General features: G+C 71.9%; 27 protein-coding genes. 8 read left to right on the top strand and 19 right to left on the bottom strand.

All coding sequences use genetic code 11. The features are described from left to right. Positions 1 to 5: 5 nt before the first annotated feature. A complete protein-coding gene (locus tag ABZ342_RS13555; RefSeq protein ID WP_360472375.1) occupies positions 6 to 611 on the bottom strand; it encodes a hypothetical protein in 606 nt (201 codons plus the stop codon). A gap of 64 nt (positions 612 to 675) precedes the next feature. Continuing rightward, the gene (locus ABZ342_RS13550; RefSeq protein ID WP_360472372.1) at positions 676 to 1848 is read right to left on the bottom strand and encodes an MFS transporter; all 1173 of its coding nucleotides are present in this window, start codon (positions 1846 to 1848) and stop codon (positions 676 to 678) included. Between the two features lie 82 nt (positions 1849 to 1930). On the opposite strand from ABZ342_RS13550, the gene ABZ342_RS13545 reads away from it, so the two are divergent. Then, entirely contained in the window at positions 1931 to 2350 is a 420-nt protein-coding gene (locus ABZ342_RS13545; RefSeq protein ID WP_360472369.1) for a helix-turn-helix domain-containing protein, read from the top strand. On the opposite strand, the gene ABZ342_RS13540 is transcribed toward ABZ342_RS13545, so the two are convergent. The 7 genes from ABZ342_RS13540 to ABZ342_RS13510 all read right to left on the bottom strand — a co-directional run bounded on the left by ABZ342_RS13540 (position 2312) and on the right by ABZ342_RS13510 (position 9094). Then, a complete protein-coding gene (locus ABZ342_RS13540) occupies positions 2312 to 3559 on the bottom strand; it encodes an alpha/beta hydrolase (RefSeq protein WP_360472366.1) in 1248 nt (415 codons plus the stop codon). The genes ABZ342_RS13545 and ABZ342_RS13540 overlap by 39 nt on opposite strands. Next, positions 3556 to 3804 carry a hypothetical protein gene (locus ABZ342_RS13535; RefSeq protein ID WP_360472363.1) on the bottom strand — a complete coding sequence of 83 codons (249 nt, stop codon included), beginning with the start codon at positions 3802 to 3804 and terminating at the stop codon, positions 3556 to 3558. Before ABZ342_RS13535 ends, ABZ342_RS13540 begins: the two co-directional genes overlap by 4 nt. Next, positions 3801 to 4430 (bottom strand): VOC family protein, encoded by a 630-nt coding sequence (locus ABZ342_RS13530; protein WP_155543064.1) that lies wholly within the window; start codon positions 4428 to 4430, stop codon positions 3801 to 3803. Before ABZ342_RS13530 ends, ABZ342_RS13535 begins: the two co-directional genes overlap by 4 nt. Positions 4431 to 4516: 86 nt before the next feature. Then, positions 4517 to 5230 (bottom strand): TetR/AcrR family transcriptional regulator, encoded by a 714-nt coding sequence (locus ABZ342_RS13525; RefSeq protein WP_360472360.1) that lies wholly within the window; start codon positions 5228 to 5230, stop codon positions 4517 to 4519. Then, positions 5227 to 5979 carry a maleate cis-trans isomerase gene (locus ABZ342_RS13520; RefSeq protein WP_360472357.1) on the bottom strand — a complete coding sequence of 251 codons (753 nt, stop codon included), beginning with the start codon at positions 5977 to 5979 and terminating at the stop codon, positions 5227 to 5229. Before ABZ342_RS13520 ends, ABZ342_RS13525 begins: the two co-directional genes overlap by 4 nt. Further along, a complete protein-coding gene (locus ABZ342_RS13515; protein ID WP_360472354.1) occupies positions 5976 to 7622 on the bottom strand; it encodes an AMP-binding protein in 1647 nt (548 codons plus the stop codon). The genes ABZ342_RS13520 and ABZ342_RS13515 overlap by 4 nt, the downstream gene beginning before the upstream one ends. Next, on the bottom strand, positions 7619 to 9094 hold the full coding sequence (locus ABZ342_RS13510; RefSeq protein WP_360472351.1) for an FAD-dependent monooxygenase: 1476 nt from the start codon (positions 9092 to 9094) through the stop codon (positions 7619 to 7621). Before ABZ342_RS13510 ends, ABZ342_RS13515 begins: the two co-directional genes overlap by 4 nt. A gap of 139 nt (positions 9095 to 9233) precedes the next feature. On the opposite strand from ABZ342_RS13510, the gene ABZ342_RS13505 reads away from it, so the two are divergent. After that, entirely contained in the window at positions 9234 to 11330 is a 2097-nt protein-coding gene (locus ABZ342_RS13505) for a hydantoinase/oxoprolinase family protein (RefSeq protein WP_360472348.1), read from the top strand. Then, positions 11327 to 13633 (top strand): hydantoinase B/oxoprolinase family protein, encoded by a 2307-nt coding sequence (locus ABZ342_RS13500; protein ID WP_360472345.1) that lies wholly within the window; start codon positions 11327 to 11329, stop codon positions 13631 to 13633. Before ABZ342_RS13505 ends, ABZ342_RS13500 begins: the two co-directional genes overlap by 4 nt. Before the next feature lie 24 nt (positions 13634 to 13657). Here ABZ342_RS13500 and ABZ342_RS13495 read toward each other — a convergent pair whose 3' ends face one another. Further along, complete coding sequence (locus ABZ342_RS13495) at positions 13658 to 14353, bottom strand: TetR/AcrR family transcriptional regulator (protein WP_360472342.1); 696 nt, start codon at positions 14351 to 14353, stop codon at positions 13658 to 13660. Between the two features lie 96 nt (positions 14354 to 14449). Between ABZ342_RS13495 and ABZ342_RS13490 the strand changes: the two genes are divergently transcribed. Next, entirely contained in the window at positions 14450 to 15364 is a 915-nt protein-coding gene (locus ABZ342_RS13490; RefSeq protein ID WP_360472339.1) for an SDR family oxidoreductase, read from the top strand. A 4-nt stretch (positions 15365 to 15368) separates the two neighbouring features. On the opposite strand, the gene ABZ342_RS13485 is transcribed toward ABZ342_RS13490, so the two are convergent. The 6 genes from ABZ342_RS13485 to ABZ342_RS13460 form a co-directional block, all read right to left on the bottom strand. Then, positions 15369 to 15968: a TetR/AcrR family transcriptional regulator gene (locus tag ABZ342_RS13485; protein WP_360472336.1), complete on the bottom strand. Its 600-nt coding sequence runs from the start codon at positions 15966 to 15968 to the stop codon at positions 15369 to 15371. 28 nt (positions 15969 to 15996) lie between these two features. Beyond that, positions 15997 to 17031, bottom strand: coding sequence for a hypothetical protein (locus tag ABZ342_RS13480; protein WP_360472333.1), 1035 nt, complete (start codon positions 17029 to 17031; stop codon positions 15997 to 15999). After that, positions 17028 to 18467, bottom strand: a complete 1440-nt coding sequence (locus ABZ342_RS13475; protein WP_360472330.1) for a hypothetical protein — start codon at positions 18465 to 18467, stop codon at positions 17028 to 17030. The genes ABZ342_RS13480 and ABZ342_RS13475 overlap by 4 nt, the downstream gene beginning before the upstream one ends. Before the next feature lie 93 nt (positions 18468 to 18560). Then, positions 18561 to 19493 carry a GNAT family N-acetyltransferase gene (locus ABZ342_RS13470; RefSeq protein WP_360472327.1) on the bottom strand — a complete coding sequence of 311 codons (933 nt, stop codon included), beginning with the start codon at positions 19491 to 19493 and terminating at the stop codon, positions 18561 to 18563. 5 nt (positions 19494 to 19498) lie between these two features. Continuing rightward, the gene (locus ABZ342_RS13465; protein ID WP_155543052.1) at positions 19499 to 20008 is read right to left on the bottom strand and encodes a hypothetical protein; all 510 of its coding nucleotides are present in this window, start codon (positions 20006 to 20008) and stop codon (positions 19499 to 19501) included. Between the two features lie 140 nt (positions 20009 to 20148). Next, positions 20149 to 20364, bottom strand: a complete 216-nt coding sequence (locus ABZ342_RS13460) for a hypothetical protein (RefSeq protein WP_360472324.1) — start codon at positions 20362 to 20364, stop codon at positions 20149 to 20151. A gap of 382 nt (positions 20365 to 20746) precedes the next feature. On the opposite strand from ABZ342_RS13460, the gene ABZ342_RS13455 reads away from it, so the two are divergent. The 4 genes from ABZ342_RS13455 to ABZ342_RS13440 all read left to right on the top strand — a co-directional run bounded on the left by ABZ342_RS13455 (position 20747) and on the right by ABZ342_RS13440 (position 24187). After that, positions 20747 to 21163: a hypothetical protein gene (locus ABZ342_RS13455; RefSeq protein WP_360472321.1), complete on the top strand. Its 417-nt coding sequence runs from the start codon at positions 20747 to 20749 to the stop codon at positions 21161 to 21163. Continuing rightward, on the top strand, positions 21156 to 22280 hold the full coding sequence (locus ABZ342_RS13450) for a hypothetical protein (RefSeq protein ID WP_360472318.1): 1125 nt from the start codon (positions 21156 to 21158) through the stop codon (positions 22278 to 22280). Before ABZ342_RS13455 ends, ABZ342_RS13450 begins: the two co-directional genes overlap by 8 nt. A 61-nt stretch (positions 22281 to 22341) precedes the next feature. Further along, positions 22342 to 23064, top strand: coding sequence for an SDR family NAD(P)-dependent oxidoreductase (locus tag ABZ342_RS13445; protein ID WP_360472315.1), 723 nt, complete (start codon positions 22342 to 22344; stop codon positions 23062 to 23064). Positions 23065 to 23200: 136 nt separating this feature from the next. After that, positions 23201 to 24187 (top strand): LuxR C-terminal-related transcriptional regulator, encoded by a 987-nt coding sequence (locus ABZ342_RS13440; RefSeq protein WP_360472312.1) that lies wholly within the window; start codon positions 23201 to 23203, stop codon positions 24185 to 24187. Positions 24188 to 24209: 22 nt separating this feature from the next. On the opposite strand, the gene ABZ342_RS13435 is transcribed toward ABZ342_RS13440, so the two are convergent. The 3 genes from ABZ342_RS13435 to ABZ342_RS13425 form a co-directional block, all read right to left on the bottom strand. Beyond that, positions 24210 to 25004 (bottom strand): alpha/beta hydrolase, encoded by a 795-nt coding sequence (locus ABZ342_RS13435; protein WP_360472309.1) that lies wholly within the window; start codon positions 25002 to 25004, stop codon positions 24210 to 24212. Between the two features lie 72 nt (positions 25005 to 25076). Continuing rightward, on the bottom strand, positions 25077 to 25733 hold the full coding sequence (locus ABZ342_RS13430; protein WP_360472306.1) for an FG-GAP-like repeat-containing protein: 657 nt from the start codon (positions 25731 to 25733) through the stop codon (positions 25077 to 25079). A gap of 124 nt (positions 25734 to 25857) precedes the next feature. Beyond that, entirely contained in the window at positions 25858 to 26598 is a 741-nt protein-coding gene (locus ABZ342_RS13425; RefSeq protein ID WP_360472303.1) for an SDR family oxidoreductase, read from the bottom strand. Positions 26599 to 26831: the final 233 nt, after the last annotated feature.

Here is a 26831-nt window from a genome sequence, read left to right as displayed (position 1 = left end):
CGAAGTCACCCGGTCGCCGTGGTTTCGGGCGTCGGGGAGTCCGTCTGGTCGGGCCCCGTCTCGTCAGTCGCCGTCTCGCCGGGCCCCGACGGCTGGGTCAGGGGGACCGAGCCCGGCTGGACCTTGCCGCGGATGTCCCGGCACGAGCAGAGGTCCTTGCCCGAGAGGGTCAGCCGGGTGGCACCGCCGGTCCCGAGCGCCCTCACGGCGACCGAGCACTGGTCGCCGTTCGCGTGGAACGTGTACCCCACGCAGGCGGCTTCCTCACCGCAGCCGCCGCCGGCGCTGAAGACACCCCGCTTGTCGAAGCCGACTCCGATGACCTGCACGCCCGAAGCGAGCGGGACGTCGGACAACCAGCCGACGGTGACGCACTGCTCCTGGGCGCCCTCGGGTCGCGTTCCCCCGCCGATCGGCAGCTGCGGGAGCGAAATCGCGACCCCGTCGTCGCCGGATCTCGGCGTCTCCGGGCCGGTGGGCTCGGTGCTCGGCGCCGACATCGTCGTCGGCTCCCCGGTGGTCGAGCCCCCGGTATCGGGACCGGCGGGGTCCGAGCACCCGGCGGCGAGCACGGCGATCAGGACGAGACTGCTGGTGCGGAACGGGTTCATCGCGGCACCTCCTCGTCGTGCAGAGCCGCGGGAGAGCGCCGTGATACGCCCGGCGCCGGGCGTATCACGCGTTGACCACCACCTCTTCGGGAACGCGGGTTCGCGTCGTGAACCAGACGACCAGGGCGCAGAAAGCCAGCGCCGCGCCCAGGATCGACGAGCCCGGCCACCCCGCCGTGGCGAACAGCTTCGTGGTCGCCGCCGCTCCGAAGGCCGAGCCCAGCGAGTAGAACACCATGTACGCGCCGATCGTGGTGCTGGGGCGGTCGGCGAACGCCGTCGTCAGGATGTGCTGGTTGCCGACGTGCACGACCTGTACCGCGAAGTCCAGCACCACCACGCCGGCGACCGGCACCACCAGCGACCAGCCCAGCTGCGCGAGCGCCGCCCACGAGCCGAGCAGCAGGGCCAGCGCGATGCCCGTGACCCGCCCCGCGTGGCCGGCGTCGCCCCAGCGGCCGGACCGGGCCGCTCCCCACGCCCCCGCGAGCCCGGCGAGGCCGAACAACCCGATCCGCGTTTCGCTCAGGTGCCACGGCTCGCTGGCCAACGGGAGGGCCAACCCGCTCCAGAGCGTGCCGAAGGACGCGAACAGGAAGAACGCGATCAGCCCACGGCTGAGGAACAATGGCTGGGCGAACAACCCGAAGAACGATCGGATGATCCGGCCGTAGGGCTCGGCGGCGGTCCGGACGTCCGCCGGCAGCGCGACGAGGCACAGCAAGCCGAGGAGCACCGCGAGGCCGGCCAAGGCGAAGTAGCTGCCGCGCCACCCCCACAGGTCCGCCAACGTCCCCGTGACGACCCGCGCGCCGAGGATGCCGGCCACCACCCCGGACGTCACGACGCCGAGGTCGCGTCCTCGCTCGGCCGGTGGCGAGAGCGACGCCGTGTACGCGACCGTCGTCTGCACCACCACCGCGAACATCCCCGCGATCGCGAGGCCGCCGAACGCCGGCCAGGCGACCGGGGCCGTCGCGGTGATCGCCGAGCCCACCGCCACCAGGCCCAGGTGCCCGGCGATCAGGCGACGGCGGTCGAGGCGGTCGCCCAGGGGCACCAGCAGGACCAGCCCGGCCAGGTAGCCCAGCTGGCCCACGGCCACGAACCAGCCGGCCGAGCCGCGCGGAACGCCCAGCGCGTCCCCCATCGGACCCAGGACCGGTTGCCCGGCGTAGACGCCGGCGACCGCGACGCCGCACACCACCGCCAGCAGCAGTCTCGTCCCGCGACCCACCACGCCTCCCGATTGGTTGCCATTTGCAACTCTTCGGAGAGTAGGTCAGAATGGTTTCATTACGCAACCCAGTGGAGCGGTGATGTGGACGGACCCGACCTGCCCGGTCGCGCGGACGGTGGACCTGATCGGCGATCGGTGGAGCCTGCTGATCGTCCGGGACGCGATGGACGGCGCGCGCTCGTTCACCGACTTCCAGCAGCGCACCGGCATCGCCCGCAACATCCTCGCCGACCGGCTCCGCAAGCTGACCGCGAACGGCTTGCTGACCCAGGTCGAAGCCCCGTCGGGCAAACGACGGCAGTACGCGCTCACCGCCGCCGGCCAGGACCTCTTCGCCGTGATCGTCACGCTGCGCCAGTGGGGTGAGCGGCACGCTTTCGAGGCGGGCGAAGCACATTCGGTCCTGGTCGACGAGCACGGCGCCGTCGTCCCGCCCGTCATCCCCACGGGCCCGGACGGGTCACCCCTGACCAGCGGCACGACCTCGGTGCGGAAGTGAGCCGAAGCGCTTGCCGAGCCACTCGGTGATCTCGGCGGCGGCCAGCTCGTTGCCCGTCGGCTCGCCGTCCGCGATGGCGCCGCCGAAGTGGAGGCCGCGGACCGTCGCCGTCGTCAGGTCGGAAGCGCCGAGGGATTCGATCATGCGCCGGGAGTCCGCCGGGAAGGCCGCCTGGTCGCCGGTCAGCTCGACGAACAGCGTCGGAACCGTGACGCCCGGGGCGCAGCGGACGAAGTCGGCGCGGGAGCTCAGGCCGGACCACGTCGACAGCCACGCTTCGGGCGTGGAGAGGCGGCCGAAGCCGACCAGGCCGTAGTCGATGAGGTCGGGACGCTTGCCGAACAACGAGCCGTACGGGCGCTCGCTCGGATCCAGCGAGAGGTCGACCGTGCGCGGGTCGGCGTCGGTGCGGAACACCGTGATGACGCGGGGAGCCAGCGAACGGCGGCGATCTTCGGCCCGGCCACCCGCCTTGAACGCCTTCCGCGCGGCCGCGGTACCGGCCAGGCAGGCGCGGGCGACCGCGTCGATGCGGGCGACGCGGTCGCGTTGCGCCGCGCGGTAGCGGTCGAGGAATTCCTCGGTGTAGGAGGAACTTCCGGGCGGCTCGGCGAAACCGTTGGCCGGGGAGTAGGGGTCGAGTTCCGGGACCACCGACATCGGGTCCGTCTCGTCGGCCACCGACGGGTCGATGCAGGCCAGCAGGAGCCGGCCTTGACCGGGGTGCGGCGCCAGGAAGACGACACCGTCCGGCACCGGCATCTCCGCCTCGGCCAGCCGGGTCGGCCGTCCGCCGGGCGTGGTTTCGACGCGGTCCGGGCGGGCGGCCTGCTCGCAGTAGTACGCGAAGAGCGTGCCACCGCCCGAGTGACCCAGCAGCACCCGGGAGTCGAAACCCCGCTGCCGCAGGAAGACCTGCCCGGCGGCGACGTCGTGCAACGCCTGCTCGTGGACCAGGTTCAGGTCGTTGTTGACCGAGCGCGTGTGCTGCGTCCACACCGCGACCCCGGCCCGCAGCAGCAGCGGGACGAGCGGGTGGTGCGTCAGGTCCTGGCGCGGGTGCATCAGGGTCACGACGGTGGTGGCACCGGCCACAGTGGACAGTATGCCCCGCACGGTCGCGCCGTCGGCGGTGGTCAGCTCGTGCGGGGTGGAGGCCGGCCGCTCCCCCGCGACGACGTACCGGCCGGCGCCCAGCCGCTCGCTCACACCGGCTCCACGCGCAGCGCGTCCTTGTCGTGCTGGGTGATCCGGCTGCCGCGGGCGACGCCGGCGATGCACGAGTACCAGACGGCGTGGCGGCAGCCGGTCGCGCGCCGGTCGACCACGATCGGCCCCGGCGCACTGATCTCGAAGTACGGCCCGATCCGGCCGACCGTGACGGCGGGGTCTTCGGCGGCGACCTTCGCGACCGCGGTGTTCTCCGGGACATCGAGGACGTACCACGCCGTCATCGCGCGGGCTCCCAGTCGGCCGCGTGCTCGACGATCAGCTCTGCCTTGCGCGCCAACAGCTTCCCGAACGTCGGCGCCGGTTCGGCGACGACGTCGAGCAGCGCGTCGATGGTCAGGTTCGCGTCCAGGTCCTCCTGGGGCGTCACCGGCCGCATCGCGCGGGTGATCTCGAACATGTAGCCGTTGGGGTCGTGGGTGTAGATCGACTCGATGGTCTCGTGCTGGATCTGCATCTCGACCGGCCAGTCGCTCGCGTCGAGCCGTCGCCGGTACTCCAGCAGGTCCGCTTCGTCGTTCACGTGGATCGCCAGGTGCCGCGACCGCACGAAGTACTCCGGGACGTCCTCGGCGAACCGCGCGTAGACGTCGCCCTTGGCCCCGGGCGCGCCGCCGACGCCGGGCTCGGCGCCGAAGTAGTAGAAGAACGCGATCCGGTCGTCGTTGCCGATGTCGAAGAAGAAGTGGATGAAGTCGGGGTGGTTCTCCGGGCCCCAGCCGGCCGCGCAGATCGAGTGCACGACCGGGAACCCCAGCACGTCCCGATAGAAGCGCACCGTGCCGGCGGGGTCGAAGGTGGGGAAGGCGACGTGGTCGACGCCCCGCACCCGGTGGTCCAGCTCGGTCATGACATACCTCCCGCGTTGTCGTGAGCTTCACGCTACGCGGGTGTCAACGCTTGAGTCAATATTCTGACGCCTGTGCCGAATGCCACTCAGACGTCGAGGATGCGCTCCAGGTGGTCGAGGTCCTGACGCAGCATCTTCAACGCCGCCGCCGGCCCTTCGCCGTCGAGAACGTGCTGGTCGGCGCGCTGCAACGCCCCGACGGCCATGTCCGCGAGCTGCTCGACGACCACTTCGGCGGTGTCGCGGCCGCCGGGGTGGTACCACCACGCCACCCAGTTGCACATGCCGAGCACGCCCAGCGCCGCGACGCGGGCGTCGACCGGCCGGAACCGGCCCACGCGCACGCCGTCCTCGACGACTCCGGCGATCGTCTTGAGCACGGCGCGGCGGCCCTCGTCGTAGGCCTCGGTGAGCGCCGCGGGCAGCTCGGCCTCCGACCGGATGAGGAGCCGGAAGCGCTCGGGCTGCCGGACGCGGCGCCCGACGATGATCTCCACGATGCCGCGCAGCTTCGCCACCGGGTCGAGGTCGCGCGCCACCAGCTCGGTCAGCTCCTCCAGGGGCCCGTTGGTGACCTCGGTGACGAGCTTGGCGAGCAGCTCTTCCTTGCTCTTGACGTAGTAGTAGAGCGCGGGCCGCGTGATGCCCAGAGCGTCGGCGATGTCCTGCAGGCTCGTGCCGGCGAAGCCGCGCTCGGCGAAGAGCCGGGTGGCGTGCTCGTAGAGCTCGTTCTCCACCAGTTCCCGCCGCGCGGTGGTCGCCTTTTCGCGGGACCCGCCCCGCGGTGTGCTGCCGCTCATCCTCGTGATGGTAGAGGTCCCGCGAGCAGCCGCCCGGCTCCCGGCAGCCGCGGCGCGAGGTTCAAGCTCCGCAGGAGCGCGTACGCGCCGGCCGTGGCGGCCGACAGCACCGGCAGCCCGAACTCGGTTTCGGCGGGCTCGACCAGGTCCAGCGAGGGCATCTGGACGCAGGCGGAGATCACCAGGGCGTCCGCCCGGGCGAGGTCCAGGCCACGGGCGGCGGCCAGGACGCGCGCGCCGGGGATGCACCCCACCTCCGCGTTGTCCCCGACCTCCAGAGCGGCCCAATCCACGACGTCGAAGCCCTCGGCCCGCAGGTAGGCGACCACTTCCTCGGCCAGCGGACGCAGGTACGGCGTCACGAGGGCGATCCGCCGGGCACCGAGCGCACGCAGCCCCTCGACGAGCGCCCCCGCGCTGGACAGGACGGCCGGGTGCGCGTCGCGAGCCGCCAGCTGCTCGGTGACGGCCTTCTCCGTGCGTTCGTGCTCCCCCGCGCCCTGCGCCATCACCGCGACGAGACACGCGTAGAGCAGCGCGTCGACCCCCGCGTCGGCCAGCTCGTCGACGCAGCGCTCGCGTTGCGCGTTCATCGCCCGCAGCTCCTCCGGCGACACCTGGTGCATGCGCATCCGGCTGCTGTGGAAGGAAAACACCGCGGAAGGGTGGCGGGCGAGCAGCGCCGGGATCTCCGTCTCGACGGTGACGTTCGAGCTGGGGACGACGAGGCCGATCCGGTGCGGGGTCACGGGGTTTCTCCTTGTTCGGTGGCGAGCTTCGCGGCGATCTCCGCCTGCAGCCGCTTCTTGTCCAGTTTTCCGACGAGGGTGCGGGGGATTTCGGGGACGACTTCGACGCGCTCCGGCCACTTGAACTTCGCCACGCCCAGCTCGGCGAAGTGCCGCCGGACCTCGGGCAGGTCCAGCGGCCCGCCGGCCACGAACGCGCACGTGCGCTCCCCCAGCCGCGGGTCGGGCATGGCCACGACGGCGGCCGCGGTCACGAGCGGGTGGCGCAGCAGGAGCAGCTCGACCTCTTCGGCGTTGATCTTCTCGCCGCCGCGGTTGATGACGTCCTTGATCCGGCCTTCGATCGAGACGTACCGCACGCCGTCGAGCACGCGCACCGCGGCGAGGTCGCCGGTGCGGTAGAAGCCGTCGGTGGTGAACGCGCGCGCGTTGTGCTCGGCGGCGTCGAAGTAGCCGCGCAGCGTGTACGGGCCGCGGCAGCACAGTTCGCCGATCTCGCCGTCCGGGACCTCGTCTTCGGTGCCCGGTTCGAGGACGCGTACTTCGTCCAGTTCGGACAGTGGGGTGCCGACGGTCGTGGCCCGCGCGGTCCGGGGCGCGCCGGGCCGGGTGGTGAGGAACAGGCCCTCCCCCATGCCGAACAGCTGCGCCGACCACAGGCCGCGCCGCTCGAGGTCGTCGAACAGCGCGGGCGGGACCTTGGTGCCGGACAGGACGACCTGGGTCAGCGCGGCCGCCGCGGCGGGGAACGCCGGGTGTCCGACGGCCCGGAAGTGCCCGTGTCCCAGCAGGAGGTGCGTCGCGGCTTCGCGCGCCAGCAACGGGAGCGACGCGTCCAGGTCGGCGGTGCCGAGGATCAGCGCCGCGCCGACGCTGTGCGGGCCGTGCAGCGCGCAGACGATCCCGGCGTTGTGCACGATCGGGATCAGGTGGGCGACGCGGGTTTCCGGCGTCCAGCCCCACGACTGCGCGTAGGCCACGGCGTTGTACCAGTACTCGGCGTGCAGCCGCGGGATCACCTTGGGCACGCCGGTGGTGCCGCCGGAGAGCTGGAACACCGCGACGTCGTCCGGGCCGATGCGCGCCTGGATCTCCTCGACGGTCTTGCGCGCGGCCCCCGCGTCGAGGTCCCGGCCGAGACCGTCGACGGCGATGCCGCGCGGGTCGTCGCCGAGCACCAGGACGTGCCGCAGGGTCGGGTGGTCGCGACCTTGCTCGAGCGCGAAACCGACGAGGTCGAACCCGCCGGTCTCGACGAGGTGCGCGACCGCGCCCACCCGGCGACTGATCTCGCCGATCTCGTGCCCGCGGTGAGCCGACAGGGTGCAGACGGGCACCAGACCCGCCTTGAGCACGCCGTACCAGGCGAGCACCGTGGCGAGCCGGTTGCCGGCCTGGAAGAGCACGGGGTCGCCGGGTTCGAGGCCGAGCCCGGCGAGGCCCGCGGCCAGCAGGTCGGTGCGCTCGTCCAGCTCGCGGAAGGTGACCCGGCCGTCGAGCGCGACGACGGCGTCACGGTCCGGGTGGGCCTGCGCGATCCGGTACAGCCGGTCGGCGATCGTGCGGGTGCCCCACAGGCCGCCGTCCCGGTAGGCGCGCACGGCGTCCGCCGGGTAGGCGACGACCTTGTCACCCCAGCTCATGCGGTCTCCTCGATGAGGTCGGTGCGGGCGCTGACCAGGCCCGCGGCCAGGTCGTCCCGCAGCGCCGCGGGTCCTTCCACCAGCACGATCCCACCGGCTTCGAGCCGCACGCGCTCGGCGAGGTCCAGCCGGGTGAGGAGAGCGTCGCGATCACCCGGTCCGGTGAACCGGAACCCGGCGGCCCCGCGCTCCCGCGCCGCACGAGCGCGAGCCACCACCGCGTCGCCCGCTTCGTCCCACGGATCCACGACCACGTCGTCGATCGTGACCAGGTCCGCGGGCGGCCGGTCCGCTCGATCCAGGACCCAGTCGACGAGCCCGTCCGCGGGCGGTGCCGTCCCGGCGTACTGGGTGAGCGCGGTCGCGACGAGGTCCGGGCTGGTGGCCGCGAAGCGTTCCAGGGGAACGTTCCCGGCGCGGGTCATGTAGGCGACCATCAGCCGCTCGACCGGCAGGTGCAGCCGCGCCGGGAACGACTCCCACCACAACCGGCTGCGCCGGGCCAGCTCCTGCAGCCGCTCGACGGCCGGGCGCCGGGCCGTTTCGTAGGCGGCGAACGCGCTCGGGAGGTTGTCCGCGACCCGAAGGGCGTCGACCAGGCCGATCGCGTCCTCCATGGCGAGCTTCGTGCCGGAGCCGATGGAGAAGTGCGCGGTGTGCGCGGCGTCGCCCAGCAGGACGGTGTTCCCGGCCGACCACCGTGCACAGTGGACGGTCCGGAACCGCAGCCAGCGCGTGCGGTTGCCGATCAGCCGGTGCCCGCGCAGAGGTTCGGCGAACGCGCCCTGCAGGTACCGCAGGGACACTTCGTCCGACGACGTGTCCTCCACCTCGTGGTCGAACCCGGCCCGGCGCCAGGTGGCTTCGTCGGTCTCGATGAGGAACGTGCTGTGCCCGGTGCCGTACGGGTAGGCGTGCGTGACGAACACGCCGTGCTCGGTCCGCACCGGCTCGAACAGGGCGTCGTCCAGCGCGAAGCCGGCCCCGCACCACAGGTACAGGCCCCGCCCGGTGCCGATCCGGGCCCCGAACGAGCCCTGCTCGCGGGTCGCGCTGCCGACGCCGTCGGCGGCGACCACCAGATCGGCGTCGAGGTCGGCGGCCGACCGGCGGCTCCCGAAGTTCAGCTCCACCCCGGCCTTCTCCGCGTGGCGCTGCAGGATCGAGAGCAGCTCGGTGCGGGCGACCCCGACCAGGCGGTCGTTGCGGACCCGGGCGACCTCGCCGCCGACCCGCAGGGTCATGTCGTGCCGGCAGCCCGCGGCGACCAGGTCGCGCAGGGTGTCGGGGTCGGCGGCAGCCAGCTTGCGCTGGGTGCCCGCGGCCAGCCCGACGCCGAACCCGAAGGTGGTGTCCGGCTCCCCCTGCTCGTGCACGGCGACTTCGCAGGACGGAAACGCGAGCTTGAGCAGTCGCGCGGCGTAGAGCCCTCCGGGCCCTCCGCCCAGCACCGCGACCCGGCGTGGCTGCATCCCGACCTCCTTGTTTGACAAGTTCGTCGACTATTTGACGTTATTGACGAGCGACCGTCAAGAGGGTTGACTCTTGTCACATGCGTTGAATAGTCTACGCCACAGTTAGTAGCTCAACCTGCGCAAAGGAGCGTGAGTCATGGCCTATGTCATCGGCGTGGACGTGGGCGGCACGTTCACGGACGCCGTTCTCGACGACGACGCCGGGACCGTGCTCGCCGCGAAGTCCCCCTCGACCCCGCCCGACTACTCCCAGGGCGTGCTCGACGTGCTCGGGCTGCTGGCCGAGCAGCTCGGCCGGACCCTGCCGGAGATGCTGGCCGAGACCCACCACATCGCCCACGGGACGACGTCTTCGCTCAACGCGCTGGTGACGGGCAACGTGCCGCCGGTCGGGTTCCTCACCACCAAGGGCCACCGCGACTCGATCTTCATCATGAACGTCGAGGGCCGCTACCTCGGACGCTCGCCGCACGAGCTGCAGAACGTGCTGGCGCAGAAGAAGGACCACGGGCTCCTGCCGAAACGGCTCGCGCTCGAGGTGACCGAGCGGGTCGACCGCGACGGCGCTGTCGTCGTCCGGCTCGACGAGGACGAAACCCGCGCCACGATCCACGCGCTGCTGGCCGACGGGGTCCGCGCGATCGCCGTCTCGCTGCTGTGGTCGTTCCGCAACCCGGTGCACGAACAGCGGATCCGTGAACTGATCCTCGAAGAGGACCCGGACGTCTTCGTCGCGCTGTCGTCGGAGGTGAGCCCGCGCATCCGCGAGTTCGCCCGCAACGCCACCACGATCATGAGCACGCAGATCGGCCCCGGCCTGCGCGACTACCTGACCACGCTGGAAGACACCCTGCGCGAGAACCGGCTTTCCGGGCCGCTGCTGGTGATGCAGAGCAACGGCGGCGCGGTCGCGGCCCGGGAGGCGCCGGCCGCGGCGATCAGCACCGTCGGGTCGGTGCTCACCGGCGGCGTGATCGGCTCGGTCGCGCTCGGCCGGCAGCTGGGGCACAAGGACATCATCTCCACCGACGTCGGCGGCACCACGTTCCTGGCCGGCCTGGTCGTCGACGGCGAACCGGTCCGCGACACCACGACCGTCATCAACCACCACCCGATCAACGTCCCCACCCTGCGGGTCGACGCGATCGGCTCCGGCGGCGGCGCGATCGCCTGGCTCGACGCCGGCGGCAACCTGCGCATCGGCCCGCACAGCGCCCAGGCCGTTCCCGGCCCGGCGTGCTACGGCAACGGCGGCACCGAGCCGACCAACACCGACGCCAACCTGGTGCTCGGCATCCTGCCCGAACGCGGGCTGCTCGGCGGCCGCAAGCCGCTGTCGCTGGAGCTGGCCCGCGAAGCGATCGACACGCACATCGCGAAGCCGCTCGGCCTCACCGTCGAGGAAGCCGCGGCCGCGATCTACACCGTGCAGAACGCCCAGACCGGCGACCTGCTGCGCAAGACCGTCGTCGAAGCCGGGCACGACCCGCGCGGGTTCGTGCTCTACGCGTTCGGCGGCGCCGGCCCGGCGCACTGCGCGGGCTACGCGGCCGAAGTCGGGTGCACCGAGGTCGTCGTCCCGCTCGGGCCGGTCGCGTCGGCGTTCTCGGCGTTCGGGCTGGCCTCGTCGGACATCGTGCTGGCGGCCGAGCTGTCCGACCCGGTGAACGTCCCCTTCGACCCGCATCGCGCCGAGCGCAACTTCGACCGGCTGGAACAGCGCGTCCGCGAAGGGCTGGACCGCCAGGGCCTGAAGTTCGAGAAGGTCGAGCTGTACCGAGAAATCGACATGCGGTACTCGATGCAGCTGGCCGAAGTCACGACGCCGGTCGTCGCGGGACCTCTTGACATGGCGGCGATCGAGGAAGCCGCCACCGGCTTCGAAGAGCGTTACGCGGCGCTGTACGGCAAGGACGCCGGGTTCCGCGAAGCCGGGATCCAGGCCATCACGTTCCGGGTTCGCGGCGTCGGCGTCCTGCCGTTCAGCCCGCGGCTGCCCGAAGTGCCGGCCGCGGACGCACCCGCCGCGCCGGCCGGCACGAGGCTCGTGTGCCTCGACGCCGCTCTCGGGTACGTCGACACCGCCGTCTACGACTACGGCGAACTCCGCAGCGGCCACGTGCTGACCGGCCCCGCCATCGTCGAGGTCCCGACCACCACGGTCGTGGTACCCGCCGGCTCCACCGGCACCGTCGACCACCTCGGCAACCTCACGATCAGGAGCGCCGCATGAGCATGCCCATTCCGGGTTCGGAGCAGTTCTCGAGCCGGCCCGTCGACCTCGGTGAGCTGCGGCGCTCGCTGCCGTCCACTTTGGACGTCCACAGTGTCACGCAGGACCAGGTCGACGCCCTCGACCCGCTGACCTACGAGGTCATCCGGCACCGGCTGTGGTCGGTCACCGACGAGATGGGCGAAGCGCTCAAGCGCATGTCCGGCTCGCCGATCGTCACCGACGCCAACGACTTCGACTTCGCCATCTCCGACGAGCTCGGCCAGGAGGTGCAGGTCGGGCTCTACAACACGATGCTCGTCGGCGCGGTCGACCTCGCGATCTACTGGACGCTGCGCAACCGCGCGGCGAACCCGGGCATCGAGGCCGGCGACATGTTCCTCTGCAACGACCCGTGGGTCGGCGGCGGGCTGCACCAGAACGACGTGATCGTCTACCAGCCGGTGTTCCACGAGGGCAAGCTCTTCGCGTGGACCAGTGCCATCGCCCACCAGCCGGACCTCGGCGGCGTCGGGCTCGGCTCCTTCTCCCCCGCCGCCGAGGACGTCTTCTCCGAGTCGCTCCCGACCCCGCCGGTGAAGGTGGTCCGCGACGGGCGGCTGCAGCGCGACGTCGCCGACCTCTGGGTCCGCCGCTCGCGCGTGCCGATGCTCGTCGGGCTCGACCTGCGCGCGAAGATCGGCGCGAACAACGTCGGCGCCGAACGCCTGCACGCGCTGATCGTGCAGTACGGCCCCGACACCGTCAAGGCCGTCATGAAGCGGATGATGTCCGACGCCGAAAGCCGCCTGCGGGACAAGCTTTCCGCGCTGCCGGACGGCTCCTGGTCGGCGACCGGCTACCAGGACCAGTCCCACGAAGGCGACCGCGGCCTGCACAAGATCACCGTCACCACCACCAAGACGGGCGACCACCTCACGTTCGACTTCACCGGCACCGACCCCCAGGCCGGCGTCATCAACTGCACGTACGCCGGCATGCGTGGCGGCGTGATGCTCGCGCTGCTGCCGATCCTGGCCGGGGACATCCCGTGGTCGGCGGGCGGGCTGATGCGCTGCTTCGACCTCGTCACCGAGGAGGGGACGCTCAACAACGCGACGTTCCCGGCGGCGGTCGGCCGCGGCCCGATCGGCCCGGCCTGGCTCACCGGCAACCTCATCGCGGAGTGCCTCGCGCAGATGCTCGACCGAGACGTCTCACTGGGCAAAAGTGTCCAGGCGACATGCTGCGGGACGTGGGACACCGCGGTGATCGCGGGTCTCGACGAACGCGGCGAGGCGCCGGCGCCGTTCCTCAGCATCATCATGGAGCCGATGGCCGGCGGCTACGGCGCGCGCCCGGACGCGGACGGCATCGACACCGGCGGCCTGTTCTGCATCCCGATGGGCCGCGTCCCCGACGTCGAGATGACGGAGTTCCTCTACCCGGTGCTGACGTTGTGGCGGCGTGAGGTCCCCGACTCCGGCGGCCCCGGGCGGCACCGCGGCGGGCTGGGCGCGTCGATCGCGATGACCCCGCACGGCACGAGCATCCCGATGGGGCTCGTGCTCGCGTCGGCGGGCAAGGCGATCGCGCAGAACGGCGGACTGGCGGGCGGTCACCCGGGCAACAGCGGCCTGGACGTCGTGGCGCGGCAGAGCCCGGTGGCTTCGCTGCTGGCGTCCGGGCGGATGCCGTCCACAATGGACGAGCTGGGCTCGTCTCTGGAGCCCGGGCAGAACTACGCGTCGAGCTACCTCGCGCCCGGCGAGGTGTTCGCGATGACGTGGCAGGGTGGCGGCGGCTACGGCGACCCCCTCACGCGGGATCCGGCCGCCGTTCTCCGGGACCTGCGGGAGGCCAAGATCAGCCCCGCGGCGGCCGTCGACGTCTACGGCGTCGTCGTCCGTGAAGGGGTCGTGGACACGGCCGAGACGACCGCCGAACGGTCCCGGCGGCGTGCAGTACGGCGCTCACGCTCGGCGGTGCCGGAGAAGCCGCTGGGCAAGACGAGCCTGGCCGGCGCCCGCCGTCTCGACGACAACCTGGTCGAGCCCGCGGACGGCGGCCTGGCCTGCGGCCACTGCGGCGAGCACCTCCGCACGGCGGACGGCGAACCGGCGGTGGCGGTGCACGAGGGCCCACCCACGGAGGCAGGCCCCCAGATCATCGCGGCGGCGGCCGACTACGTGGACGCCCCGGTGGTGTTCCGCCAGTACTGCTGCCCCTCCTGCTGGACGGCGGTGTACTCGGGCGTCGTCCCGGCGGACCACCCGAACTCCCTGCGGGCGCTCGGACATCGCACCACGGCGGCGGCCGTCTGAGCGGTCGGCCGGCCCGCCGTGCCCTTATCCGGGTATGGCGGGCCGGTCGTGTTCACGGGCCAGCAAGCCCGAAATCGTCACCGCCAGCGTCCGCCCGACCAGCTCGGTGAAATCGACCCGCATGGCGGCCACCGCCGGGTCGCGCTCGTAGGCCGCCTTCATCGCCTCCGATGGGCGGCTGTGCGGCCAGGCCGCCGCCGTCACGAGGATTGCCGTGGCCACCAGGTCGTACGCCTCGCGCTCGCCGAACTCGGGCAGGTGGCGGCGGATCACCGCGATCAACGACTCCATGGCGCCGAAGAGCGCGTGCTTGTGCTCGATCGCCGTCTCGGTGGAGACGTTGTGCTCCAGGACCGTCGCCTGGGAGCTGATCAGGTCGCACAGCACCGGGCGCCGGGCCAGTGACTCGGCCAGCTCGGCCGCCAGAGCGTCGCCGCGCTCGCGTGGGGTGCCTTCGGCCGGCGCCGAACCGGCCGGCGCCGAACCGGCCAGCTCGGCGATCCAGTCGCGCAGGTGCCCGTCCAGCAGCTCCAGCAGGACCGCCTCCCGCGACTCGACGTACCGGACGATGTTCGCCTTGGCCAGGCAGACCCGGCGGCTCAGCTCGTTGAAACTCAGCTTGGCGACCGGCATCTCGGTCAGCATCTCGTCGGCCGTGGCCAGGATCGCGCGCCGCCGCTCGGCGCGCTGCTCGTCGGTGCGGGCGCGCTTGAAGTTCACCTCCCCATCTTACGTACCCCCGGTACGTTGTCAACGAACCGCCAGTACGTTATCGTGGGTGTCGTAACGTACCAGCGGTACTTAGAGAGGTGTGCGATGTACCAGGTTCCTGACCAGCACGGAAAGCTCGCCGTCGTGACCGGCGCCAACAGCGGGACCGGCAAGGAAACCGCCCGGCGCCTGGCCGCGGCCGGCGCCGACGTGATCCTCGCCGTGCGCACCCCCGAGAAAGGCGACCGGGCGCGCCGCGACATCCTCGCCGAGCACCCCGGCGCCCGGGTCGAGGTCCGGCGGATCGACCTGGCCGACCTGGCGTCGGTCCGCGAGTTCGCCGACGGGCTGGTCGACGACGGCCGGCCCCTGGACCTGCTCGTCAACAACGCCGGCGTGATGACCCCGCCCCGCCGGCTGGAGACCGTCGACGGGTTCGAGCTGCAGATGGGCAGCAACTACCTGGGCCCGTTCGCGCTGACCGTGCGCCTGCTGCCGCTGCTGCTGGCCGCGCCGTCCTCCCGGGTGGCGACGATGAGCAGCGGCGTGGCCACCGCCGGCCGGATCGATTTCGACGACCTGCAGTGGGAACGCGGCTACCGCCCGAACGGCGCCTACGCCCAGTCGAAGCTGGCCGACCTGATGCTGACGCTCCGGCTCTCGGACATCGCGGCCGAGCGCGGCTGGCCGCTCCTCTCGACCGGCGCCCACCCCGGCTACACCCGCACCAACCTGCAGACCGCCGGCCCGGGCCTGGACGGCCGCGGCCCCGGCCCGCTCACCTCGCTGGCGTTCAAACTCGTGCCGTCGCAAGGGGTCGAGCGCGGCGCGGAGCCGCTGCTGTACGCGGCGACCAGCCCGGACGCGACGCCGGGCGGCTACTACGGCCCCCGCTGGGGACTCGTCGGCCCGGTCAAGACCGCCAAGCCGACGCGACGCGCGCTCGACAAGGCGGTCGCCGAGCGGCTGTGGACGGAATCCGAACGCCTCACCGGCGTCTCGCTGCCCGCCCACGCCTGACCGGTCACCCGCGCAGCGCCGGTCCGATCCAGCGGCGGACGAGCACGCGGATCCCGTCGTCGGTCAGCGCCGGCGTCGAGGGGTACTGCAGGTACGACAGGAACAGGCGCATGAGGACTTCCGCCAGCCCCTCGAAGTCCGCATCGGTGCGGACCCCGACGGCGGTCCAGTCCACCGGGACGTTCCGGAGAATCCTTGCGCCGTAGGAGAAAGCCAGCGGCGAGATCACCCCGACAGTGAAGAAATCGGCTTCGCCCGCCTGCAGGAGCAGACCCAGGTGGGGCTCGCCGGGCAACGTCCGGACCGCGAACACCACGGACTCCACGGCGACCTCGACCGCGCTGCCGAACGACGCCAGGTGGCGCTCCATCCGCCCGGCGAACTCCTCGACGCCGGCCAGGGCGACCGCGCGCAGGATGTCGTTGAGGCTCGGGAAGTAGCGGTAGACGGTCTGCCGCGTCACCCCGGCCTCGGCGGCGACGTCGGACAGGCTGGTCTTGGCGAGGCCGGCGCGGTCGAGGCACGCCGTCGCCGCGTCGACGATCCGGCGGCGTGCCTCGTCTTCGGTGCCGGGTGGGTTGCCCCGCCAGCCGTGGTGCCCCATGCGCCCCATCTTCCCCGACCGGACGGCGTCAGCCGGGAGCAGGGGCCCGCTCGTTCCGGTACAGCGCGACCAGCACGAGCCCGGCCGCGGCGAAGCACGCGAGCACGTAGGGAACGCTCCCGGCCGGGCCGTCGCCGTCCGCGGTCAGCCAGAACAACGCCAGCACGCCCAGGTAGGCGGCCGGGTAGACCCGCGCGAAGGCGGACGGCGGCGGGCGGTCCGCCCGGCCGGTGGCGATGATCCAGGCACCCGCGATCCAGACCAGGGCCAGCTCGACGCCGAGGATCCAGGCCTGCACGGCGGTGTCGCCGTCGAAGAGGCTCGACGGGATGCCCGCGATCGCCATCGTCGGCGGGGTCAGCACCCCGGCCACCACCGTGCGCCAGGCCAGTGACCAGCCGCGGTGGGGGCCGCCGGCCAGCCGCGCGACCAGGTAGGTCAGGGCACCGAACGAGACGGACGCGAACAGCAGCATGCTCGTCATCGGGACCGACGCCAGCGCCGGGTGGTTGACGATCCGGTTGCCCGGGTTCCACGCCCACCACTTCAGCCGTGGGCCGAGCTGGTCGAAGACCTCGTAGAACACCTGGCAGACGAAGGCGACGGCCACCGAGCCGGCAAGCGGGCCCCTCCCCCGGAAGATCCCGAGCGCCCGCACGACCTCGTAGGCGAGCTGGCTGAACGCCGGGTAGAACGCCACGATGTAGAGCGGCAGCCGATCCGCCATGAACTGCACGGTGAACTCGTTGTGGGCGAAGATGAAGCCGTACAGCTTGTCGAGCCCGAACCACTCCGGGAAGTAGAGCGGCGGCTCGGTGACGAAGAGGTAGACCAGCGAAGCCCACCACAGCGCCAGGTTGACCGGATCGCCCGCGCGGTACCGGCGGACGGCGTGGACCAGCGCGAAGACGGCCCCGCCGACGATGAGCAGTTCGAGCAGCGGCATCGTCCAGTGCGCGAGCGCCCAGGGCCAGCGGACCGAGACGACCGGGGCGACGTCGAGGCAGTCGAAGCCGAGCCCGCGGGTGAGGGCGTCGACCTCCGGCCCGCACGCCGCGGTCATCGCGCGGTCGCCGTCGAATAGTCCGTGGCGGGCGGTTCGGCCTGGGCGTCGAAGTCGAACGGGACCCGGTGCCGTCCCAGTGCCGCGCGGAAGCGGTAGCGCACGAGCCCGGCGAGGACGCGGGGGTTGCGCAGCATGTCCCCCAGCGACTCGTCGAGGTTGAACACCTTGGCGAAGTGCTCGTCGACGACGTCGTCCTCCCGGGCGGCCCCGACGATGAGGCTGAACGCGGGCGCGGAGACGGCCGCGAGGATCCGGCGCTTCCACTCGCGCGGCTTCTCGGTGCCCTCCGCGCACTCGTAACCCTGGTCTCGCGCCATCGCCAAGCTCCACGGCACGGCCAGCAGCTTCCGTTGGGCGGCAAGGAACTTCGCGAAGAACCGCGCGTCGAGTCCTCGTGCGCGGTCGAGGTGTTCGCACAGCAGCAACGCCGAACCCGCCGCGGAGCTGATGCCCTGGGCGTAGAACGGGTTGAACGCGCAGATCGCGTCGCCGACGAAGACGAGCCCTTCCGGCGGGGTGCGCAGGCGGTCGTAGCGCCGCCACTTGTTGCCCGTCGAGCGGGTCAGGTGGACTTCCGAGGTGGGCTCGCACCGGTCCATCGCGGCCGCGAACATCGGCGTCCGGACCCGCCGGGCCGTCTCGACGAACGCGTCGGTCGTGCGCGGCATCTCCAGGCCCCACGACCCCATGCAGGCGATGGCCCGATTGCCTTCGACCGGGAAGAAGTTGACCAGGTACTCGTGTTCGGCGGGGTGCTTGCCCTTGTCCGGCGTCGGCATGATCACCAGGTGGCGCCACCACCAGGTGGCGGGCCGCGGCGCCGGCAGCTCGTACCAGCGCGAGGTGTAGGTGACCTTGGCGTCGAGCGTGCGGACCTCGGGCTCCGGCCAGCCCGCGGCTACCAGCCAAGCGCTCACGGAGGAGCCGCGGCCCATCGCGTCCACGACGAGGTCGGCCTCGAAATGGCCGCTGTCGGTCTCGACGCCGGTGACCCGGCCGTCCCGCGTGGTCAGGCCGGTGACCGCGGCGCCTTCGCGGATCACGACGTTGGCCAGCTCGCGCACCTTGTCGCGCAGCACGCGTTCGATGAGGATCCGCGAGCTGTAGACCATGGTCATGGCACTGCGTTTGCGGGCCGACCAGCCTTCGCCGTCGAGGTAGGCGGCGTCCATGGACGGCATCAGGTGCAGCCCGCCGGCGGCGATGAGGTCGTCCTCGAAGCCGTCGAACAGCGCCCCGATCGCGCGCCGGCCCGAGTTGAGGAGGAAGTGCGGGTGCTTGCTCTGCGGCACTCCGCGGCGGTGCTCGGCTCCGGCGGGCAGCTCGTCGCGTTCGAGCACGACGACCTGGTCGAAGTACGGAGCGAGCGCGCCGGCGGAACACAGACCGGCGGCGCTGCCGCCGAGGACGACGGCGGTCTGGCCGAGCCGCATGCGGATCAACTCCCCACGTCGAATCATACAAAGTGACGACGAATGTATGAATGAGGGGGCGTGAGTGTCAAGGCTCCGATCGGAGGCGCGAAGCTAGGGCGCCGGCGGCGAACTCACCCGGAGGACGGTGCCGTCCGGGTCGAGCAGGCGCATCTCGTACATCCCCCACGGCCGCACGAACGGCGGCTCGGCGATGTCCGCACCGCGTCCGCGCCACTCCCGGAACAGCGCGTCGACCTGCCCGGCCGTGTGGACGTCCAGGTGCAGGCGAGTGGTGTGCGCGCCGGCGGTCTGGGTCAGCATGATCTGGACGCCGTCCCGCCCGACCAGCGCCGTTCCCGGCTCGTGCGGCTCGCCTTCGGTCAGGAACCGGGCCCGCGGATCGGACCACCGCCAGCCGATCCGGAAGCCCAGCAGGCCGCCGTAGAAGCCGAGACTGGCGCCGAGGTCACCGACCAGGAGGTTGGGCCGGCAGGCGTAGATCGCCGGCCCGGCGACGTGCCGGTTCTCCGCCAGGAGGCCGAACAGGAGGTCGTCGGTCCACTCGCCTTTGAGCCAGGTGTGCCGGCGCCGTACGCCTTCCCGGGTGAATCCGAGGCGCTCCAGCAACCGCGCCGACGCCGTGTTCCGCGCGTCGCACTCCGCGGACACCCGGCGCACGCCGGTGGCGAACACCCGGTCCAGCACGCACTGCACCGCTTCGGACGCGTAGCCGTTCCCCTGGTGGGCCCGGGCGATCGTGAAGCCCACCTCGGCCTGCTTCCGGTTGCCCGCCAAGCGGATCCCGACGTCCCCGACCAGGACACCGTCCCGCTCCACGGCGTACTGGAACCAGCCGGGCTTACCCTCCACGGCGGTGGCGAACTCGTGCACGAGCCGCCGGGCGGCCGCCTCCGGCACCGGTGCGTCCCACCCCTGGTAGCGGGCCACCTCGGGATCCGAGCGGTACGCGGTGAACGCGGCCACGTCACCGGCGGCGAAGCGCCGCACGACCAGCCGCTCGGTCCGGACCGGCAGGTCGCCCACGGCGGTCAGCGCGCGGAACCGTGCGAACCGCGGATGCGCAGCCCGTCCGACTCGATGATCAGCTCCGTCGGGCAGTCGTTCACGCCGACGCCGGCGAACCGGAACGGCTCGCGGCCGGCACCCACCAGTGTCGTCGTGCCGTTCTTCTCCTCGAGCCGCACCGTCCGGGGACCCGATCGGGTGTCGAAGACGTGCAGGCTGCCGAAGGAAGCCTCGAGATCCGGCCACGAACGGGGACCGCCCAGGACGACGGACGGCAGCGGCTGGGGCTCCCCGTCGAGGAGGACCTCCATCCGCCCAGACTCGCCGGTGTCGATCCGCAGGCCCGTCTGCTCTTCACTGTCGAGCGTGAGCTCGACGTACCCGCCGCGGGGGGCGGTTTCGCGGATTTCGAGCTCGCCGCCCGGCCGGACCAGGAACTCCGCCGGGTAGCGGGCCACGAGAGCCAGGAGCGGGTGGCGCAGGCCGTTGACGATGCGGATCGACTTCACCCGCTGCGCTGTCGATTCGGTCAACGGACAAACCCTTCGGAGTGGCTGGGGAACCGGCCGATCCTACCTCCGCCGCCCGGCTCTTCCGCGCAACCCTAGGGGTATCCGTAGGGGGATCGTGACGCTGGTGCGGAGTGCGCAACAACCCGCGCCGGCGGGCCGGGTCAGCGGCGTCCGCGGCCCCGCGTGCCGGCCGCTCGCCGCGGGCGCGGAGCGAGTTCGGGCGCGTCGTCGCCACAGTCGTAGTCATCGTCGTCGGAAGGCGGCGAGGTGTACGCCGGCTGCCGGAACAGGCTGCCGTACCGGTCGGCCTGGGGCGCGGTGCGCGCTCCGGGGCGGGATTCTTCGGTGACGGGGTGGCTGAACAGCGAACTGTCCATTGTGGAAGAAGTGATCGGGGATCCTTTCGAGGAAACCGGTGAAGACGGCGTAGTCGACCGTCGGAGCCGGTGGATGGAGGCCGAGGAAGGCGCAGGATTCGACACACTCGCGCACGAAGTACTCTCGGTCACCACTGAGCGTACACCACGCCTTCGCGGAGCGTGCCGGGACCGGTCCTGATCCACAGTGGACGCCGACGGAACCGTCCGGCTTCGCGGGGCGGGCAGGCTCCCCTGCGAGCCGCGTCACTTCCCCCTCGTTTCGCCTGACGCCGAAACCATGAGCGCCGCGGAACGCCCACCGCCACCGGATTGTCGGATCTCGTAGCCTGGCCGAAGATCTTGTGGAGGGAGTCCCGTGGTGGCAGGAGAATGGCGAGTGGTGTCCGAGCCCACCCCTGGGGTGACCCCGCCGCCGCCGTCCCCCGGCGACCACGGCTCGCACCCCGAACCCACGCCGTCGCCCTCCCCCGGGCCGCCGCCGAAGCGCGTGCCGCCCTGGGGAGAGCCGGACATCGGGGTGACGCCCTCCTGGCTGCGGCAACGCGCCGATGCCTGTGACGAGACCGCCGTCGCCGTGAACGCCTTGCGCGGTGCGGCCGACGACACCTTCGATCCGCTCCGGCGGGCCGCGCCGGGGTGGGCGTTCGCCGGCAGTGTCGACGACATGCGGTCGCGGTGGGACGGGCTCAACGACCTCCTGCACCGCCGGCTCGCCGAGGGCGCGGAGAACTTCCGGCTGAGCGCCGACGCCTACACCGAAACCGACGCGGCGGGCGGGGAGCGGATCCGTGGTTGATTTCCGGCAGCTGACCGAACTCGACGTCGCCGGGCTGGAGACGTTCGCCGAGCAGTGGGCGCTCGTCCACCAGAAGCTCCACCGGATGCGCGACGCCTACGAGTCCGCGGTCGTGACACCGCTCGAGGACGGCGAGTGGGCCGGCAAGGGCGGTGCGGCCGCGACCAAGTACTGCGCCCGGATCCGCTGGGACTTCGACGCCGTCGACGCCGAGGTGACGGCGCTGCGCAAGTACATCGACGTCGAAGCCGACGGCAGTGAGGGCACCGCCGGCGTCAAGGGCCTCGAAGGTCACCAGCGAGCGGTGCTCGACCTGCAGCGGCAGGCGCGCGAACAGGGCATGACGGTCACCGCCGCGGGCCAGGTCACCTGGGACGACACGCCGGGCGTGTCGCCGGGGTACTTCGACGCGCTCGGCGAGCAGGCCGACATCGCCGACGGCCTGGAGAAGCAGATCCAGGCGCATCTCCGGCAGGCCACCGAAATCGACGAAGAGCTGGCCCGCAACCTCAAGGTCGTCTTCGGCACGCAGGACAACTTCGAGACCGAGGACCGCCGCTACGGCGTCCTCCCGCCGACCGAGCACGACCGCCGGGTCTGGAACCAGCTGCACAACGTCGTCCTGCTGGGGCTGGTCAAGCAGGGCAACGACCACGCGGCCTGGCTCCTGCAGCACTACCTCGACGGCGACGGCAAGACGGTCGAGGCGCCGGTGCAGGACATGCTCGACGACATGCCGTCGTTCCGGGACCAGGTCGGCAAGTCCGTGGCGGAGGTGGGCAAGGGCCCGGACGGCCCGTTCACGACCGGCTGGACGACGACCGCGCCGGACCTGGGGCGGGACGGGAAGGGCGGCCAGGACTGGTACTACTCGTTCAACCACTTCCAGTACCGCCTGGTCGGCGAGAAGCACGGCGACCAGGTCGACTACCACGTCGAGATCCAGAAGCGGTACGACTGGGGCATCCCGAGCGAGCACCGGCGAGACCTGGAGAAGGACTCACCGGTGCTGGACGTCGACTTCGAGCAGGCCGACATCGCCCACCTCAACACCACGGGCAAGGCGCGCGACTTCGACGTCATCGGCAGCTCGGGCCCGAAGACGGCGACCGTCTGAGCCCTTCAGGTGTATCACCAGGTCACCGCCGCGGTGTCCGGCGGGCGTAGCGTCGGGGACCATGGCACGGATCTTCGTCACCGGCTGCACCCAGGGCCTCGGCCGGCTCACCGCTGAAGCCCTCCTCGACGACGGCCACCAGGTCGTCGCCCACGCCCGGGATGCCGGCCGGGTCGACGACCTGGCCGCGCGCGGTGCCGACGTCGTGACCGGCGACCTCGCCGACCCCGGCCGGACGCGGGACGTCGCCGCGCAGGTGAACCGGCTCGGGCAGATGGACGCCGTGATCCACAACGCCGGGGTCATGACCGGCCCGTCCGTGCTCCCGGTCAACGTGGTCGCGCCCTACCTGCTGACCGCGCTGGTCGACACGCCCGCGCGCCTGATCTACCTCAGCAGCGGCATGCACCGCGGCGGCCGCGCCGAGCTCACCGGCCTCGATTGGTCCGGCGCCCGGCCGACCGCTTCCTACTCCGACAGCAAGCTGCTGCTCACGACGCTCGCGGCCGCCGTCGCCCGGCGGTGGCCGCGGGTGCGCGCCCACGCCGTCGACCCCGGCTGGGTCCCCACCCGCATGGGCGGCGCCGGCGCCCCCGACGACCTGCGCCTGGGCGTGTCGACCCAGACCTGGCTCGCGACGAGTGACGAGCCGGAAGTCCTTACGACGGACGGCTATTGGTATCACCGGCGCCGCGCCGCCCGGCACCCCTCCGCGGGTGACCACGACCTCCAGGAGCGGCTTCTCGACGCCCTCGCCGACCACACCGGGACTCCGCTCGGCTGAGGCTTCAGGAATGGGTCTCCATCGGGACTCCTCCGTTTCTCCCGGCTCGTCGACCCGTCCACGCTCGCAGCACGACGCCCGGCTTTTCCATCGCTCGCGGAGTGACGGAATCGCGCCGGGGCCTCATCATGGGACGGTGCCCGACGACCCGGAACGACCGCCCCGGCTCCGCGTCGACGCCGAGACGACGTTGATCCTGCGCGAGGCGTTCCACAAGATCGACGCGAACTACCGCAACGACCACTACGGCCTCTACGACTACGCCCGCGCCGTGATGAGCAAGATCGTTCCCCTGGACCACTTCTACATCGGGTTCTTCCACGGCGCGAACCGCGTCCGCTACCCGTACGGCTACGACGGCGGGATGTACACCGATCCGGCGTCGCACATCTACGGGCCGCACGGCCAGGCCGCCTGGCTCCTGAAACACCGCCAGACCTACCGGATGCAGTACGACAACGGTGCCGCGCTCAACGCCGGCGTCGCTTCCGGGGACACGAGCCGCGCTTCCGCCGACGCCGTCACCACCCCGCTGTTCCGCCGCGGCCGCGACGGCGAACCGGTGTTCGGCATGATGTCCATGCAGAGCTACCGGCCGGACACCTTCGACGACAACGCCGTGCGCGCCTTCGAATGGCTGGCCGACCTGGTGGCCCGCGTGCTGACGACCGAAGCCGAAGACGTGGACGCGCTCCGCCGCCTGCCGGCCGACGTCGAGGACGCGGCCCCGGTGGTCACCGCGGACCACATCGTCGAGCTCCTCTCGTCCCGCGTGGCGGACGTCCGGCAGCGGGCCCAGGACGCCCTCGGGCTTCCTGATGCGGATTCGCTGCGCGAAGCCCTGCAACGCATCGTCACCGACTGCCAGCAGCTCCAGTCGGACCTGGTCGAGCTCACGCTCGACATCGACAACGGGCCCGAAGAACATTTTCGGTCGCTCACCGCCGCCGAACAGGGCGTCGCGGTCCTCCTCACCAGCGACATGCACAACGAACAGATCGCGCGCGAGCTGGGAATCAGCCTCCACACGGCCAAGACCCACGTCCGCAACATCCTGGCCAAGTACCGGATGAGCGGACGCGCGGGCGTGGCCGAGGACGTCCGCAAGCACCTCGCCCGCTGACCGGTCAGACCGATCAGACCGGTCAGGCCGCCGCGCTCACCCGGGTGACGACTTCCCGCACGGTGGCGAGGGTTTCGTCGGGGTGGTCGAGGTGCACGCTGTGCGTCGCGCCCGGCCAGCACACGACCTCGCCGCCGAACGCGTCCGCGAGCCGCACGTGGCCCCGGCGCATCGCGGCGCCCGGCTTGCGGTCCGCGGTCACCACGACCGACGGCACGCGGGGCAGGTCGGCTTCCCGCAGGCCGCGGGACAGCTCGGTGATGCCGCGGACCGCGCGGGCCAGCACCGGGATGTCGAGGTCCGCCATCCGCAGCTGCGCGGCCTCGCAGTCCGGCCGCAGCCGCTGCCGTCGCGTGGACCGGACGACAGCGGCGCGCAGGATCCGCGGAAGCAGCGAGCGCAGTCCGGGCAACGCCGCGGCGCTTCCGAGCACGCGGGTCATGCGTTCCAGGACCGCGCAGGTGCGGGGGTCGTTGATCACCGTCGGGTCGAGCAGGACGAGACCCGCGACCTGCTCGGGGTGGGCGCGGGCCAGCAGCACGCCCACGGCGCCGCCGAGGCTCTGCCCGACGACCACCACCGGACCGCACCCGAGCCCGTCGATCAGGGCGCTCAGGTGGTCCGCGGCGCCGGCGAGCGTCCCCTCGGCGGCGGTGCCCGTGCCGGGCCGGTCGTGCACGATCACCCGGCACCCCGGGTCGGCGACAAGGCCTTCGACGAGGCCCGGGAAGAAGCCGTCACACGCTTCCGCGCCGCCGGGCAACAACAGCACCGGCTGCCCCGATGCGCCGTGAACCCGGACCCCGTCGATCGCCATGCGCTCTCCTCGTCACCTACGGAACCTCTTCGGATTGTGTCACAATCTGAAGAGGTTCCGTAGGTCAATGACTCACGCGCAGCCGGCGGAATCGGCGTCGAGCACCGGGTCCGTCACCGGACGGCCGCTGAACGGGACCGTGTCGTGGACGCTCAAGGCGCCGTCGCGAAGGGTGTAGACGGTGCGGGTGCCCGAGTAGGTGAGCTGGTCGACCGGGCGGCCGACGTCGTCGCTCTCGGCGGCGACCGTCGCGAAGGCGCGGCCCCCGTCCAGCGGCGCGCACTGGTAGCCCAGATGAGCGGCGACGCCACCGCCCTCGGCGACCGAGAACGGCTGGTCGTCCGGGCCGACGACCTGGCCGAGGTTGCGCCCGTCGAAGTGCAGCACGGCGAAGAACGTCGTGTTCGCGCCGATCGAGCGGGCGACGAGCAGCTCGGCCCGGCCGTCCCCGTTGAGGTCGGCCACGCGCGGCGCCTGGATCCCGAACCGGCTGTCCGCCGGCAGGTGGATCGAGGTGTACGTCCCGTCGACCGTGGCCGAGATCAGCTGATCGTCCTCTCCGACGAGCTGGGCGTTGACGGTCTCGATCTCCCCGTCGCCGTTCAGGTCGGCGACGGTGGTGACCGGGTCCGCGCCCGGCGCGGCCATCGCCGGCACGGCGGCGGCCAGGCCCAGCGCCGCGGCCAGACCGGTGATGGCGGCGGTACGGACGACTCCGATGCGGTTCATGAGATCTCCCTCCCGTTCGGTGATCTTTTCACCGAACGTGCTCCCATGGAGAAAGACGGCCACCTTCCGTGCTCGTGCAGCGGGAGTGCGATGTGCCACCTGAACGCAACCCGCGGAGAGCGCGTCAGCCTTGCCGGGACGGCCGGATGGTCAGATCCCCGATCTCGACGTCGTCGGGCTGGTCGATCGCGAAGGCGATCGCCCGGGCCACCGCCTCGGGCTCGATGCCGAGGTCGGCCATGGCTCGCCGGGCCTGCTCGCGCACCGCCGGGTCGTCGACGGCGTGGTCGATGAACTCGGTGCGGACGTAGCCGGGCGAGATCGACGTCGTCCGCGGCACGCCGTCGGTGCTCTCCTGCCGCAAGCCCTCCAGGAGGGTGCGGACCGCGTTCTTCGTCCCGGCGTACACCGCCTGAGTGGGGACGATCTTCAGGCCGGAGGTCGAGACGACCGTGACCAGGTGGCCGCTGCCCTGCCCGCGAAACACCGGCAGGGCCGCCGCGATCCCGTGCAGGACGCCCTTGACGTTCACGTCGACCATCGCCGACCAGCCTTCGACGTCCAGGTCGGCGACGGTGCTGATCCGGCTGACCCCGGCGTTGCCCACCAGGACGTCCAGCCGGCCGAACCGCTCGACGGCCGCGGCGACGAGCGCGTGGAGATCGCCGGGATCGGTGACGTCCACGCGCAAGGCGGTCGCCTTGCCGCCGCCGGCCTCGATTTCGGCGACCAGCCGGTCCAGCCGGTCGGTGCGCCGCGCCCCGAGGACGACGGGTGCGCCGAGCGAGGCGAGGTGACGGGCGGTCGCCTCGCCGATGCCGCTGCTGGCGCCGGTGATGGCGACGACCTTGCCGTGAATGGTCATGAAGATTCCCCGATCGAAGTGGACATCTGTCCGTTTAGCTTAGTGGACAGCTGTCCGCTTATGTCAAGCCGGCTTTGCCGGAGGCGGCTGACCAAATCGCGCAGGCGTCTTTCGGAGCAGCGGCGGCAGGACCGAATGCGGCCACGCTCTGCGCCATCCGTCGCTGCGAGGTCTCATCATCGTTACCGAGGGTGAGAAACTGGCCCTTCGAGTTCGCTCTGACGGAGTACGGG

It is taken from the genome of Amycolatopsis sp. NPDC005961, from assembly GCF_040629235.1.
GTDB lineage: Bacteria > Actinomycetota > Actinomycetes > Mycobacteriales > Pseudonocardiaceae > Amycolatopsis > Amycolatopsis camponoti.
Note: the sequence above shows the minus strand (reverse complement) of the source record. Positions and strands in the feature narration are given on the sequence as shown.

Bases quoted from the DNA above. Each gene is read 5' to 3' on its own strand.
- ABZ342_RS13555 (WP_360472375.1), bottom strand. From the start codon at position 611: ATGAACCCGTTCCGCACCAGCAGTCTCGTCCTGATCGCCGTGCTCGCC.
- ABZ342_RS13545 (WP_360472369.1), top strand. From the start codon at position 1,931: ATGTGGACGGACCCGACCTGCCCGGTCGCGCGGACGGTGGACCTGATC.
- ABZ342_RS13535 (WP_360472363.1), bottom strand. From the start codon at position 3,804: ATGACGGCGTGGTACGTCCTCGATGTCCCGGAGAACACCGCGGTCGCG.
- ABZ342_RS13530 (WP_155543064.1), bottom strand. From the start codon at position 4,430: ATGACCGAGCTGGACCACCGGGTGCGGGGCGTCGACCACGTCGCCTTC.
- ABZ342_RS13525 (WP_360472360.1), bottom strand. From the start codon at position 5,230: ATGAGCGGCAGCACACCGCGGGGCGGGTCCCGCGAAAAGGCGACCACC.
- ABZ342_RS13515 (WP_360472354.1), bottom strand. From the start codon at position 7,622: ATGAGCTGGGGTGACAAGGTCGTCGCCTACCCGGCGGACGCCGTGCGC.
- ABZ342_RS13510 (WP_360472351.1), bottom strand. From the start codon at position 9,094: ATGCAGCCACGCCGGGTCGCGGTGCTGGGCGGAGGGCCCGGAGGGCTC.
- ABZ342_RS13505 (WP_360472348.1), top strand. From the start codon at position 9,234: ATGGCCTATGTCATCGGCGTGGACGTGGGCGGCACGTTCACGGACGCC.
- ABZ342_RS13500 (WP_360472345.1), top strand. From the start codon at position 11,327: ATGAGCATGCCCATTCCGGGTTCGGAGCAGTTCTCGAGCCGGCCCGTC.
- ABZ342_RS13490 (WP_360472339.1), top strand. From the start codon at position 14,450: ATGTACCAGGTTCCTGACCAGCACGGAAAGCTCGCCGTCGTGACCGGC.
- ABZ342_RS13485 (WP_360472336.1), bottom strand. From the start codon at position 15,968: ATGGGGCACCACGGCTGGCGGGGCAACCCACCCGGCACCGAAGACGAG.
- ABZ342_RS13480 (WP_360472333.1), bottom strand. From the start codon at position 17,031: ATGACCGCGGCGTGCGGGCCGGAGGTCGACGCCCTCACCCGCGGGCTC.
- ABZ342_RS13475 (WP_360472330.1), bottom strand. From the start codon at position 18,467: ATGCGGCTCGGCCAGACCGCCGTCGTCCTCGGCGGCAGCGCCGCCGGT.
- ABZ342_RS13460 (WP_360472324.1), bottom strand. From the start codon at position 20,364: ATGGACAGTTCGCTGTTCAGCCACCCCGTCACCGAAGAATCCCGCCCC.
- ABZ342_RS13445 (WP_360472315.1), top strand. From the start codon at position 22,342: ATGGCACGGATCTTCGTCACCGGCTGCACCCAGGGCCTCGGCCGGCTC.
- ABZ342_RS13435 (WP_360472309.1), bottom strand. From the start codon at position 25,004: ATGGCGATCGACGGGGTCCGGGTTCACGGCGCATCGGGGCAGCCGGTG.
- ABZ342_RS13430 (WP_360472306.1), bottom strand. From the start codon at position 25,733: ATGAACCGCATCGGAGTCGTCCGTACCGCCGCCATCACCGGTCTGGCC.
- ABZ342_RS13425 (WP_360472303.1), bottom strand. From the start codon at position 26,598: ATGACCATTCACGGCAAGGTCGTCGCCATCACCGGCGCCAGCAGCGGC.